Origin of the sequence: Empedobacter sp. UBA3239, from assembly GCF_002362875.1 — a bacterium.
Lineage (GTDB): Bacteria > Bacteroidota > Bacteroidia > Flavobacteriales > Weeksellaceae > Empedobacter > Empedobacter falsenii_B.
Window position 1 is genome coordinate 14,676 of record NZ_DEVJ01000067.1, and the last position, 13,148, is coordinate 27,823.

General features: G+C 33.8%; 11 protein-coding genes. 6 read left to right on the top strand and 5 right to left on the bottom strand.

What is annotated here, in order from left to right:
* Nucleotides 1-4: 4 nt before the first annotated feature.
* The 6 genes from B4G36_RS10040 (at nt 5) to B4G36_RS10065 (ending at nt 7,549) form a co-directional block, all read left to right on the top strand.
* A complete protein-coding gene (locus B4G36_RS10040; RefSeq protein WP_280049703.1) occupies nt 5-820 on the top strand; it encodes a formylglycine-generating enzyme family protein in 816 nt (271 codons plus the stop codon).
* 18 nt (nt 821-838) lie between these two features.
* Nucleotides 839-1,405, top strand: coding sequence for an SCO family protein (locus tag B4G36_RS10045; RefSeq protein ID WP_280049704.1), 567 nt, complete (start codon nt 839-841; stop codon nt 1,403-1,405).
* A gap of 20 nt (nt 1,406-1,425) precedes the next feature.
* Nucleotides 1,426-1,836 (top strand): c-type cytochrome, encoded by a 411-nt coding sequence (locus tag B4G36_RS10050; RefSeq protein WP_280049705.1) that lies wholly within the window; start codon nt 1,426-1,428, stop codon nt 1,834-1,836.
* A 78-nt stretch (nt 1,837-1,914) separates the two neighbouring features.
* Nucleotides 1,915-2,634: an iron-sulfur cluster repair di-iron protein gene (gene ric / locus B4G36_RS10055; RefSeq protein WP_291063756.1), complete on the top strand. Its 720-nt coding sequence runs from the start codon at nt 1,915-1,917 to the stop codon at nt 2,632-2,634.
* 21 nt (nt 2,635-2,655) lie between these two features.
* The gene (locus B4G36_RS10060) at nt 2,656-4,899 is read left to right on the top strand and encodes a nitric-oxide reductase large subunit (protein WP_291063757.1); all 2,244 of its coding nucleotides are present in this window, start codon (nt 2,656-2,658) and stop codon (nt 4,897-4,899) included.
* A gap of 268 nt (nt 4,900-5,167) precedes the next feature.
* On the top strand, nt 5,168-7,549 hold the full coding sequence (locus B4G36_RS10065; protein ID WP_291063759.1) for an outer membrane beta-barrel family protein: 2,382 nt from the start codon (nt 5,168-5,170) through the stop codon (nt 7,547-7,549).
* Nucleotides 7,550-7,620: 71 nt separating this feature from the next.
* On the opposite strand, the gene B4G36_RS10070 is transcribed toward B4G36_RS10065, so the two are convergent.
* The 5 genes from B4G36_RS10070 to B4G36_RS10090 all read right to left on the bottom strand — a co-directional run bounded on the left by B4G36_RS10070 (nt 7,621) and on the right by B4G36_RS10090 (nt 13,095).
* Nucleotides 7,621-8,280, bottom strand: coding sequence for a YggS family pyridoxal phosphate-dependent enzyme (locus tag B4G36_RS10070; RefSeq protein ID WP_291063761.1), 660 nt, complete (start codon nt 8,278-8,280; stop codon nt 7,621-7,623).
* Nucleotides 8,281-8,283: 3 nt separating this feature from the next.
* On the bottom strand, nt 8,284-9,531 hold the full coding sequence (locus B4G36_RS10075) for a DUF1015 domain-containing protein (RefSeq protein ID WP_114999388.1): 1,248 nt from the start codon (nt 9,529-9,531) through the stop codon (nt 8,284-8,286).
* 33 nt (nt 9,532-9,564) lie between these two features.
* On the bottom strand, nt 9,565-10,515 hold the full coding sequence (locus B4G36_RS10080) for a D-2-hydroxyacid dehydrogenase (protein ID WP_114999386.1): 951 nt from the start codon (nt 10,513-10,515) through the stop codon (nt 9,565-9,567).
* 87 nt (nt 10,516-10,602) lie between these two features.
* A complete protein-coding gene (serC, locus tag B4G36_RS10085; protein ID WP_038337000.1) occupies nt 10,603-11,673 on the bottom strand; it encodes a 3-phosphoserine/phosphohydroxythreonine transaminase in 1,071 nt (356 codons plus the stop codon).
* A 162-nt stretch (nt 11,674-11,835) separates the two neighbouring features.
* Nucleotides 11,836-13,095 carry an aminotransferase class I/II-fold pyridoxal phosphate-dependent enzyme gene (locus B4G36_RS10090; RefSeq protein WP_291063762.1) on the bottom strand — a complete coding sequence of 420 codons (1,260 nt, stop codon included), beginning with the start codon at nt 13,093-13,095 and terminating at the stop codon, nt 11,836-11,838.
* Between the last annotated feature and the right edge of the window lie 53 nt (nt 13,096-13,148).

Here is a 13,148-nt window from a genome sequence, read left to right on the forward strand (position 1 = left end):
TAATATGTACCGTTTAATCGTTATATTAACCGTATTTATTTCACTTTTATCTTGTTCTAAAACGACAACAACAGAACAAAAAAATGAAACCACCACTTTAGCTTTTATCCAAGATGATAAAAAAATGGTGAAAGTTGATGGTGGTTTCTATAAACCGTTTGTTGGAAATCAAGATAGTTTAGTTGAAGTGCAATCGTTTTATATCGATGAAACGGCTGTCACAAATCGCGAGTATATCAAATTTCTAAAGGCAAATCCGCAATGGACAAAAGACCAAGTAAAACGAATTTATGCCGATAGTACTTATTTGAAACATTGGACATCCAATTATGAGATTCCAAAAGGAGTAAGCTTAGATGCGCCTGTCACAAATGTTTCGTGGTTTGCTGCAAAAGCTTATGCCAAAAGTGTAGGAAAACGTTTACCAACAATCGATGAATGGGAATATACTGCACGTGCAGACGAACAAATGAAAGACGCAACAGAAGATCCGGCTTTTACCCAACGTATTCTTCAATTGTATCAAAACAAAATGAGTTATACGAAACCTGTCAAACAGTTTTCACCAAATGCTTGGGGTGTTTATGACCTTTATGGTTTAATTTGGGAATGGACAGATGATTTTAATTCGGTTATGCTTTCTGGTGAATCTAGAAAAGACAATACCGTAAATGAAACGCTTTTTTGTGCTGGTGCTTCGGTTACCTCATCAGATTTGAAAAATTATGCTGCCTTTATTCGTTTCGCTTTAAGAGGTAGTATTGAAGCTAATTACACGGTCAACAATTTAGGATTCCGTTGTGCAAAAGATATTAATTAACCTATAAAATAGAATAAGATGAAAAAAATTCTATTCCTTATGCTTCCACTAATTGTGTTGTTTTCTTGTCAATCAAAAACGGAAACAACCGTAACTGATTCTGAATCGATTTTCAATTTGCAATCCGAATGGCAAACACAAAATGGAAATGAAATCAAATTGGAAGAATTAAAAGGAAAAGTTTTGACTGTAGTGATGATTTATACTTCATGCAAAACGGCTTGTCCGCGATTGACATTGGACATGAAAGACATCGCAACAAAAGTCAATTACAAAGGAAAAGACTTGACTTATGTTTTGGTTTCTATTGATCCTAAAACAGATACACCAGAAAAAATGACCGATTTTCTAAAAAATAATAAAATAGATAATAAACAATGGTTATTTTTGAGAAGCTCTGAAGATAATACACGTGAATTTGCAAATAGCTTGGCAATGAAATACAAACAAATTTCTCCAATCGATTTCTCTCATTCAAACATTATCAGCGTTTTTTCGAAAGAAGGTATTTTAGTTCACCAAAAAGAAGGCTTAGCTATTGACATTGATGAAACGGTGGATGCTATAAAAAAACAACTAAATTAAGAACAATAAAAAATTACGAAATGAAAAAATTAACTTTTATGATGGCCGCTCTTGTTGCGGTGTCGTTCTATTCTTGCAACAAAGCAGAAGACAAAAAATCGACAGATAGCGAAATTGATTATTCAACTGTTGATGTTGGAAAACCAGCTGAAGCACCTCAAGCAGCAGAATTAACAAGTGCTGAAAAAGGAAAAAACTTAGTTGAAAAAGCAGACTGTTTATCTTGTCACACAGTTGACACAAAATTGATTGGACCATCTTATCAAGATGTTGCAGCAAAATATACAGAAGCTGATCGTGATATGTTGGCATCAAAAATTATTGAAGGAGGAAAAGGAAATTGGGGCGATATTCCAATGACACCTCACTCTACAGTAACAAAAGATGAAGCTGGTCAAATGATCGATTATGTTTTATCATTGAAAAAATAATCCCTATAACTCCCCGACATAGGTTGGGGAGTTTTTCAAAAAAATTTAAATTAATAAAGGATATAAAAGTATTTTATTATGAACACTAGAACAGACTTAATAGGAGAAATGGTTGCAGAAGATTTTAGAACTGCTGCAGTTTTCAAAAAATATGGAATTGATTTTTGTTGCCGTGGAGGAAGAACAATCGAAGATGCGTGTAAAGACAAAACTGTCGATGCCGAAACGATTTACAACGAATTAGAAAATATTCCAAATCAATCGAATAATAACATCGATTTCAAATCTTGGCCATTGGATTTATTGGTAGAATATGTGGAAAAAACTCACCATGCTTATGTGGAAGAAAAAACTCCAATTCTATTAGCATTCTTAGACAAATTATGCAAAGTACATGGTGAAAGACATCCTGAACTTTTCGAAATCAATAAATTGTTCAATGAAACTGCACAAGAATTGAGTGCTCATTTGAAAAAAGAAGAATTAATTCTTTTCCCTTTTATCAAAAAAATGGCAAATGCAAAAAGAAAAGGTTCTACGATTGAAGCTCCTGCATTTGGAACAATTGAAAATCCTGTTCACATGATGGAACATGAACATACAACAGAAGGTGATCGAGTAGCAAAAATTTCTGCTTTATCAAATCAATATACACCACCTGCTGATGGATGTAATACTTACAAAGTAGCTTATGCAATGTTGCAAGAATTCGAAAATGATTTGCATACGCATATTCATATCGAAAATAATATTCTTTTCCCTAAATCAATCGAATTAGAAAAAGAATTTAACTCATAAAATAAGCTAAAACTTAAGCACATGACACCTAAAAAATTATGGAGCTGGCTGGCTTTTGTCATTATAGCATCATTCTCAGTTTTGATCTATTATGGAGTGGATATTTACCGAAAAATCCCTCCAATTCCTGACAAAGTCGTTACAACAGATGGACAAGTCATTTATACTGCACAAGAAGTAAAAGATGGACAAAATGTTTGGCAATCTATCGGAGGGCAAACCGTTGGAAGTATCTGGGGACACGGTGCGTATATCGCACCCGATTGGACGGCAGATTATCTTCACCGAGAAGCTTTACTCTTATTAGACGAATTAGCTAAAAAGGACGGAAAAGTTTATAAAAATTTACCAGACGAAGAACAAGCAAAATATACAGTTTTATTGCAAAAAGAACTTCGTACAAATACGTTAAATGAAGCCAACAATACAATAGTTATTTCTCCAGAAAGAGCTAAAGTTCAAGAAGAATTAGCTGCTTATTATACTAAATTGTTTATGGGCGATCCTTCAATGGATAAATTACGTGATTCTTATGCTATTCCAAAAAATACGATTAAGGAACAAGAGCGTATGGATAAAATGAATGCATTCTTTGCTTGGAGTACTTGGGTTTGTATTACTAATCGTCCAAACGATGATGTAACTTATACTAACAACTGGCCTCACGATGGCTTAGTTGGAAACACTCCACCAAGTTCATTGCATTTATGGTCTGGTTTCAGTGTATTGGTTTTATTAGCTGGTTTAGCTTTATTGGTTTTATATCATGCCAAAAATAAAGAGAGTGAAATCACTGAAGAATTACCTTTAGATGATCCTTTACGGAGCATGAAACCAACAGCTTCTATGAAAGCTACCTTAAAATACATTTGGATTGTTGCTTTGCTTATTTTGGTTCAAATGTTAGCAGGTGTCGTTACTGCGCATTACGGGGTTGAAGGAAGTGCCTTTTATGGTATTCCATTAGACCAAATTTTACCACAATCTGTTTCTCGTAGTTGGCACGTACAATTGGCTATTTTCTGGATTGCAACTTCATGGTTAGCAACTGGGTTATATATTGCGCCAGCTGTATCTGGTCACGAACCTAAATATCAAACACTAGGAGTTAATGTGTTATTTGGCGCATTACTTATTGTAGTTTTTGGTTCTTTAGCGGGACAATGGCTTGGCGTTATGCAAAAATTGAATCTTATTGATAATTTCTATTGGGGCCATCAAGGCTATGAATACGTAGAACTAGGTAGAATTTGGCAAATCTTGCTGTTAGTCGGTTTAATTCTATGGTTAGTTCTTGTATTACGTGCCTTGTTGCCTGCCCTAAGAAAAAAAGATGAAAACAGACATATGTTAATTCTTTTCATCATTGCTTCAACTGCTATTGCGTTGTTTTATGGTGCAGGATTAATGTACGGTCGTCAAACACACATGGCAATTGCCGAATATTGGAGATGGTGGGTTGTACATTTATGGGTTGAAGGATTCTTCGAAGTTTTCGCAACTGTGGTTGCTGCATTCCTCTTCACTCGTTTAGGATTATTGAAAATTAAATCGGCTACAAATGCTGTCTTATTCTCAACAATTATTTTCTTAGCAGGAGGAATTCTTGGAACTTTTCACCATTTGTATTTTAGTGCTACACCAACAGCTGTTTTAGCTTTAGGAGCAACGTTCAGCGCATTAGAAATTGTGCCTTTGGTATTGATTGGATATGAAGCTTATCACAACTATCAAATCAGTAAATCTACCAAATGGATACAAGCATATAAATGGCCAATTTATTGTTTTATCGCTATGTGTTTTTGGAATTTCCTTGGTGCTGGAATCTTCGGATTTGCTATTAATCCACCAATTGCCTTATACTACATTCAAGGACTAAACACAACTGCTGTTCATGGACACGCAGCCTTGTTTGGAGTTTATGGAATTTTAGGAATCGGATTAATGTTATTTGTTCTTCGAGGTTTATATCCAGATCGCCAATGGAACGATAAATTAATTGGCTGGGCTTTTTGGCTAACAAATATTGGTTTATTCGTGATGGTGACAATTAGCTTACTCCCAATCGGAATTATGCAAGCTGTCGCTTCTATTCAAGATGGATATTGGTATGCACGTTCAGCCGAATTTATGCAAACAGACATTATGCATTTCTTGAGATGGATGCGTGTTCCAGGTGATATTTTATTGGCATTAGGCGAATTATTATTAGTGATTTTTATTATCGGATTAAAAACTGGTTGGTCATTAAAAGGAAAAAGATAAAAAATTATTTCAAAATGAATAAAGTTTTCATTTCATTATAAACTCAGATTTTATTGATTCTAAAACCCGATGGATTTTCTATCGGGTTTTTATTTGCAAGCATCAATTACAAATTGACTGTAAAAACAAGAGAGGGAAAAATTTAAAAGAAATAACAGAATAATAAAAACCAAACACAGCCTCCAAACAATTTGAATACTTCATATAATTTTAAAAATACTCATGTAACTTTTTAATACTTTGTGCGTCCTATATGTAAATACCTAAAATGAAAAATTATTTTGTCCCTATTATATGTTGTCTTGCAGTACAAGCATTTGCACAACAAAGTACAAATGGAACTTTGCAGTATAGTAACCAAACCCCTGCTGCATTAGTCGATATTATTATTCTAAAAAATGAACAAATTATTGATGAAATATCTACTGACGAAAACGGGCATTTTTCCACAACATTAGCCAACGACACCTATACTTTTCACATCGAAGAAGCAGGAATAATTCTACATACTCAACAAGTCGTTATAAAAGATAATCAAGAAATTGGTATTATTATAATTCCGAAAAATGAAACCGAAGTCGCCCTTAACGAAGCTGTTGTTACTGGTCAAAAGAAAATTGTAGAAAAAAAGGTTGACCGTCTTGTCTTTAATGTTGACCAAGCAGAAGGTGCAAAAGGTGGAAATGCTTTAGACGCTTTAAAACTTGCACCACGTATCAAAGTGGACGAAAATACAGATGCAATCTCTATCGTCGGAAAAGGATCAATAAGCGTTATGATAGACGACCGTCTAATACAAATGACCAAAGACCAATTAACAGCCTATCTTAAAACCATCAGAGCTGAAGACATCGAAAAAATAGAGGTTATCACAAATCCTCCTGCTAAATATGATGCCGTTGGAAATAGTGGAATTATAAATATTGTACTAAAAAATGGAAAAAAAGAAAGCCTTAATGGTTCTATCTCCACAAACTACCAACAACAAAAATATGGCGGATACAATCTAAATGGTAATATCAATCTTAGAAAAGGAAAATGGACTGCAACAGCAAACCTTTATAACGGATATTGGTCGTGGTACAACGAATCAAAAGAAGCAACTTTCTACTCAGATGAAACATGGAACGGCAATGGGATTAATAAAAACTCCGGTGATTATGTTGGTGGGAAAATAAGCCTTGATTATGAAGTAAATCCAAAACTCATTACGGGTTTCAATCTTCAACTATCTCAAGGTACTGGAAAAAGCGAAGGTAACAATACAATAGTTATCAATAAGATAAACGAAAATCAACCTTATCGTTACATCACGACAGACAATAGAGGAACTGAATGGGATTGGAAATATGTTGGATTAAATTATCATATCATTAAAAAATTTGATACAGAAGGTAAAAAACTAACTTTCGATTTTGATTACTCCAACAATCCAAATCCAAGTACCAATAAAACAATCAGCAAAGAATATACTGCATCGTGGAATGAAATAGCCGAAAAATACCAAGATAATCTAACACACGAAGACCAAAAAAACAATCGTTACAATGTAAGTTTAGACATGGAACATCCAGTTAATTCTTGGAAAATGAACTATGGTACACGACTGCGTTGGGCAAATGACAATACAGATAACAACGGTAATTCAAAATCTTATATTGGAGAGTCTATTTATAAAAGTAAATTCAAATTTACCGAGAACATCTATGCACTTTATTATTCGGTAGAAAAAGCCTTCGCAGAAAAGTGGACAGCCAAAGCTGGTTTACGCTACGAATATGCAGAAGTAACAGGTAAAATGAAAGAAGAAAACATCGACTTTAAAAAAGATTTCAATGGCTTATATCCTACCGCATACATCATGTATCAAGCAAACGATAATCATTCATTTACATTTAATTATAGTCGTCGTGTAGAACGCCCTGATGCTTGGTTCCTTAATCCATTTATCACCAAAAACAATGAGTATAGTTTCTATACAGGAAACCCTTATTTAACACCTTCTAATTCAAATAATTTCGAATTAGAATACGCCTATAAAGATTTAACAATCACTAGTTTATATTATAGAAATACGGAAGATATTATTACTCAAATAAGTATATATGACCCTATTACAAAAATAAATACTACCAAACCTTACAATATAGGAAAGTCATATAGTTTTGGTATTAGTGAGAATTTAAATATAAAACCAACAAAATGGTGGAAATTAAATGCCACAGCTGATATCTATTATCGCAAAACAACTAGTGACCTCCCAGAAATGGAAGACTTAGATGGGTTGAATAGTGAGTTTAGAATAACAAACAATTTAGACTTAAATAAGAAGAAAACTTTATTTGCCAACTATACACTTAGCTATTATGGTAAAAGTTATCAAGATTTTCAAACCACAGAAGATTTTATCCGACACAGTATTGGTTTTCGTGCCATGATTTTTGATAAGAAATTACAGCTATCACTTAACATCAATAATTTATTCGAGAATAAGAATCCACGCTATACAACAATTTCCAACGAAATTAAAAATATACAAGACTATTCAGCCTATCGCGTATTCCGTTTTGGTATTACATATAATTTTGGAAAACAATTCAATATCGAACAATCAAAATCTAACCAAGAAAAAGGAGGTGGAAAAAACTAAATCTACTTTTCTAAAATAAAAAAAACCTGAACAAAAATGTTCAGGTTTTTCTTTTATTATATAAGAACAATTTAAATCGAATAATTACGGTGTCCAAAAATTGAACTTCCTACACGAACCATTGTACTCCCTTCTTCAATTGCCATTTGATAATCGCCCGACATTCCCATTGATAGAATGTGAATATCCTTGAAATTTTGTTTCAAGAAATCAAAATTTATTTTCAATACTTTGAATTCATTTCTAACTTGCGTTTGATCTTCTGTAAACGTTGCCATTCCCATCAAACCAACAACACGAATATTCGTTAAATGCTGAATTTCTTCTTGCATAATTTGACGAATTTCCATTTCATCTAATCCAAATTTTGTTTCTTCATCTGCAATAAATTGTTGCAACAAAACCTCAATAACACGATTATTTTTTTGCGCTTGTTTGTTGATTTCTTTCAGTAATTTCAAGCTATCAACACCATGTATCAAATGCACAAAAGGCGCCATATACTTCACTTTATTGGTTTGCACATGACCAATCATATGCCAACGTATATCCTTTGGAAGAACTTCGTATTTATCGCACATTTCTTGAATCTTGTTTTCACCAAAATCTCGCATTCCAGCCGCATAAGCTTCTTGCAAATCCTCCACAGGTTTTGTCTTAGAAACCGCTACCAATATCACATGAGCAGGAATTGTAGCTTCGATTGTTTTTAAATTTTCTTGAATACTCATTTTTTATTCTTTCAAATCAAATACAGCAAAACCGCTTAATGGTTTTGGTTCGATATATGTACTTTTTGGTGGCATTTTAAGCCCTAAATCCGCAATCAATTGCAAATCCTTCACATCCACTGGATAAAAAGCAAAAGCTGCAATATAATCGTGATGATCAACTTTATTTTTAAGCGCTTCTACTCCTTCTCTATTGCGCGTACCACATTCGTAATGAATGCGTTTATCCTTTTTAGAATCTTGAATATTTAGAATTGGTTTCATCACATTTTCTTCGAAAATATAAGTATCCAATTCGCTTAAACCTTCTGTCATTAATACATTATTTTTGACATATAAACTATAATATTGACCATCTAAATACATCACAATATGATGTTTTTTGGTTGGCACAACTAATTCATCACCTTTCGGAATAATTTCAAAATCAGCTTCTAAAGCAGTTAAAAACACTTCTGGAGTTAAGCCGTTTAAATCTTTAATTAATCGATTATAATCATTGATAATCAAATCTTCATTCGAAACTAAAAGTGCTAACGTATAATTAAACGCTTCATCACCATAGACTTCATCTTTCGAATTTTCAATCGCAAATTTTGTGTATCGCTCCGAACTTTCCATACGATGATGTCCATCTGCAATATACAATTCGTCTAATTTTTCGATTGAATCTTTTAATTGTTTTAAATTTAAACGATTATCAACTCTCCACAACAAATGTTGCGTTCCGTTTTCTTCTTCTATTTTCAGAATCGGCTTGCGTTTCATTTCCGTATCAATCAACAAATCTACACGTTGAGCAGGTTTATAGGTCAACAAAACAGGTTCCGCATGGAAATGAGATTCTTTCAAATAATCAGCAAATAATTCCACACGACGCTCCAAAGTTTCTTCGTGCTTTTTTATTTTATTTTGACGATAATCATCAATATTCACCAAGCCTAAAAGTCCTTTTGTTTCGCGTCCATCAGGCTGTATGACTTGATAAATATAAAAAGACGACTTGTCTTGCGTTAATATTTTTTTCGAAATAAAATCCTCAAAATTCTCACGAACTTTTCTGAATTTCTCTTTCGGATCTTGAATCGTTTCGTCCCAAGTTGGCAAAATAATATGCAAAAAAGAGTTTTCTCTGTTATTGATATAATAATCCAATTCTTCTTTCGAATATTGATTAACGGCAAGCGTCACAAATTCTTGAGAAGTTTCTTCTGTAGGTCGAATTCCTTTGAATGGTTTAAATTGAGGCATTTTGAATAGTTTTAGATAGAATGAAACTCAAAATTATTTTCCGTAAATCTCAACGATTTGCGAAGCTAATTCAGTTCCAATTCTGTCCTGCGCTTCATTCGTAGAACCTGCAATATGAGGAGATAATGACAAAGATTCGTTCATCAACAAGCCCATTTCTGGTGTTGGCTCATTCTCAAAAACATCTAAGGCTGCTCCAGCAACTTTTCCGTCTTCAATTGCATCAACCAAAGCACGCTCGTCAACTACTCCACCACGAGCCGTATTAATTACAATCACGCCATCTTTCATTTTTGCAAATTCTTTTTCACCCAAAATATATCCATCTTGTGCTGGAACATGCAGCGAAATGAAATCTGCTTTTGTAATGACTTCATCAAAATCAACAGAAGTGATGGTAAACGTTAATTTTTGACCATCAAAAAATTCTAATTCAATGTCACGTGTTGCTGGGAATTTATCATACACTAAAATATTCATTCCTAAACCAATCGCTTCACGAATCACTTCTACACCGATACGGCCAAAACCGATTACACCCATTGTTTTTCCTCTCAATTCGATTGCTTTTGCGTAAGCTTTTTTCAATCCATTGAAGTTAGAATCTCCTTCTAAAGGCATATTACGATTGGCTTGGTGTAAATTACGAACGATAGAAAACAAATGCGCAATTACAAATTCTGCTACAGATTGAGAAGAAGATGCTGGCGTATTAATCACCTGAATTCCTTTTTCGCGTGCATACGCAACATCGATATTGTCCATACCAACTCCTCCACGACCGATAATTTTAAGATTTGTCGCATCAATCAAAGGTTGACGAACTTTCGTCGCAGAACGCACTAAAAGTACTTCAACTCCATTTTCGTTGATATAATTTTCTAATTGTTCTTGTGCTACGTGAGCAGTTATTACTTCGAAACCTTTTGCTTCTAAAGCTTCTATTCCTGCCTTAGAAATTCCATCGTTTGCTAATATTTTCATGTTATTATTATAGAATTAAGATGTGAGATTTTAGATGTTAGATAATATATTTCTCAATACTAATATCTAGCATCTAATGTCTGCTGATTAACCAAATTTTTGTTCAAATTGTTTCATTACTTCTACCAAAACTTGAACAGATTCTAATGGTAAAGCATTGTACATAGACGCACGGTATCCACCAACATCACGGTGACCAGCCAAAGAAACAACTCCAGCTTCTTTTAACATTGCATCAAAATCAGCTTTGAAATCTTCGTTATTTAAGACAAAAGTGGCATTCATTTGAGAACGATCTTCTGTTGCAGCAGTTCCTGTAAATAATCCGTTACGATCAATTTCAGCATACATTGCATCTGCTTTTGCAGTATTAATTTTTGCAATCGCTTCTACTCCACCTTGCTCTTTTAACCATTGTAAATTTAACATGACACCGTAAATTGCAATTACTGGCCACGTATTAAACGATGATTCTTTTTTGATATGTGTTTCGTAGTTTAAATAATCGGGAATATTACGTCCCGTTTTACCTAATAAATCTTTTTGAACGATTGCAACAGCAGAACCTGCAGGTCCCATATTTTTTTGGGCTCCAGCATAGATTACACCAAATTTAGAAACATCAATTGTGCGAGATAAAATATCCGAAGACATATCACAAACTATTGGAACTGGAGAATTTGGAAACTCTTTCATTTGTGTTCCAAAAATGGTATTATTTGATGTGCAGTGGAAATAATCAACATCTGAAGGAACAGTATATCCTTTTGGAATATAACTATAATTTTGATCTTTTGAAGAAGCAATAACTTCGATTTCTCCGAAACGCTTCGCTTCTTTGATAGCATTTTCTGCCCATTTTCCTGTTTGTGTATAAGCTGCTTTTCCGCCTTCTTTCAATAAATTGTAAGCTACAGTAGGAAATTGCAATGAAGCTCCACCTTGCATAAAAACTACGTCATGTGTTTCTGGAACATTCATCAATTCTTTTACCAACGCTCTTGCTGTATCAATTACTTCTACCGCATCTTTGCGACGGTGAGAAATTTCTAAGATTGATGTTCCTGAATTGTTGAAATCTAAACAAGCTTGAGCCATTTTGTCGAAAACAACTTGTGGTAAAATGCATGGTCCTGCACTAAAATTGTGAATTTTCATAATTAAAATTGTTGTGTGTTTGTGTGTCTAATTTGTAAACAAATATAGTAAATCAAATATGGAAAAAAGTGAATAATTACTTAACTTTTGAACAGAATACAAACAAAAAACCCTAAACTAATTCAGTTTAGGGTTTTTCTATTATTTGATTGAATATTTATTTTAGTATTGAACAAAATCAACATTCAATTCTTCTGCTTTGCGTTTGTAATATCCGTCAGCTAATTTATCTTTAATCTCAGCAAATGAGTTTAACGTATATTCGATGTGTTCGTCTTCGTGAGCAGCAGTTGGAATAATACGGAAAATAATCATTCCTTTTGGAATAACTGGATAAACTACTACAGAAACGAAAATACCATATTCTTCGCGCATTTCTTTTGCCAATACAGTCGCTTCGATAGGAGAACCATTCAATACGATTGGCGTAACACATGTGTTAGAACCTCCAATATCAAATCCTCTTTCTTCTAATCCTTTCTGAATTTTTTCTACATTGTGCCATAACTTATCTTTAAGCTCAGGATGAGAACGTAACAATTCAAGACGTTTTAAACCTCCGATTACCATTGGCATTGTCAATGATTTAGCGAAAATTTGAGAACGTAAGTTATATTTTAAAATACGGATAATATCTTTGTTACCAGCGATAAATGCTCCAAAACCTGCCATAGATTTTGCGAAAGTTGAGAAATAGATATCAATTGCATCTTGACAACCTTGCTCCTCTCCAGCTCCAGCTCCTGTTTTTCCTAAAGTACCAAAACCGTGTGCATCGTCCACTAATAAACGGAATTTGTATTCGTCTTTGTAAGCCGCAATCTCTTTCAAGATCCCTTGTTTACCTGTCATTCCGAAAACACCTTCTGTAATCACTAAAATTCCACCGTCTTGTTTGTCAGCTAATTTACGTGCACGAGCAATTGTTTTTTCAAAACTTTCGATGTTGTTGTGTTGGTAAATAAAACGTTTACCAAAGTGTAAACGAACTCCATCAACAATACAAGCATGACATTCAGCATCATAAACGATTACATCATTTTTAGATACTAAAGCATCAATTGTAGATACCATACCTTGGTACCCGAAATTCATTAAATAAGCAGATTCTTTTTGAACGAAATCAGCTAATTCTTGCTCTAATTGAGCGTGATAATCTGTTTGACCAGACATTGCACGAGCTCCCATTGGATAAGCCATACCATATTGTGCCGCAGCATCAGCGTCCGCTTTACGAACTTCTGGGTGATTAGCTAAACCTAAGTAGTTATTGATTGACCAAGTAATTACTTTTTTACCTTGGAATTCCATTACTGGTCCAATTTCTCCTTTTAACTGCGGAAAAACGTAATAACCTTCACCATAATCAGCGAATTGACCTAATGGTCCAGGGTTCTGTTTTAAACGTTCAAAAATGTCCATTTTATTATAGTTTAATTTTTTATTAATTGAAAAAAAGTAGAAAGTGAACGAAC

What these genes read in the sequence shown, in the direction of transcription:
- B4G36_RS10040 (WP_280049703.1), top strand. Translation starts at nt 5, where the DNA reads ATGTACCGTTTAATCGTTATATTAACCGTATTTATTTCACTTTTATCT.
- B4G36_RS10045 (WP_280049704.1), top strand. Translation starts at nt 839, where the DNA reads ATGAAAAAAATTCTATTCCTTATGCTTCCACTAATTGTGTTGTTTTCT.
- B4G36_RS10050 (WP_280049705.1), top strand. Translation starts at nt 1,426, where the DNA reads ATGAAAAAATTAACTTTTATGATGGCCGCTCTTGTTGCGGTGTCGTTC.
- ric (WP_291063756.1), top strand. Translation starts at nt 1,915, where the DNA reads ATGAACACTAGAACAGACTTAATAGGAGAAATGGTTGCAGAAGATTTT.
- B4G36_RS10060 (WP_291063757.1), top strand. Translation starts at nt 2,656, where the DNA reads ATGACACCTAAAAAATTATGGAGCTGGCTGGCTTTTGTCATTATAGCA.
- B4G36_RS10065 (WP_291063759.1), top strand. Translation starts at nt 5,168, where the DNA reads ATGAAAAATTATTTTGTCCCTATTATATGTTGTCTTGCAGTACAAGCA.
- B4G36_RS10070 (WP_291063761.1), bottom strand. Translation starts at nt 8,280, where the DNA reads ATGAGTATTCAAGAAAATTTAAAAACAATCGAAGCTACAATTCCTGCT.
- B4G36_RS10075 (WP_114999388.1), bottom strand. Translation starts at nt 9,531, where the DNA reads ATGCCTCAATTTAAACCATTCAAAGGAATTCGACCTACAGAAGAAACT.
- B4G36_RS10080 (WP_114999386.1), bottom strand. Translation starts at nt 10,515, where the DNA reads ATGAAAATATTAGCAAACGATGGAATTTCTAAGGCAGGAATAGAAGCT.
- serC (WP_038337000.1), bottom strand. Translation starts at nt 11,673, where the DNA reads ATGAAAATTCACAATTTTAGTGCAGGACCATGCATTTTACCACAAGTT.
- B4G36_RS10090 (WP_291063762.1), bottom strand. Translation starts at nt 13,095, where the DNA reads ATGGACATTTTTGAACGTTTAAAACAGAACCCTGGACCATTAGGTCAA.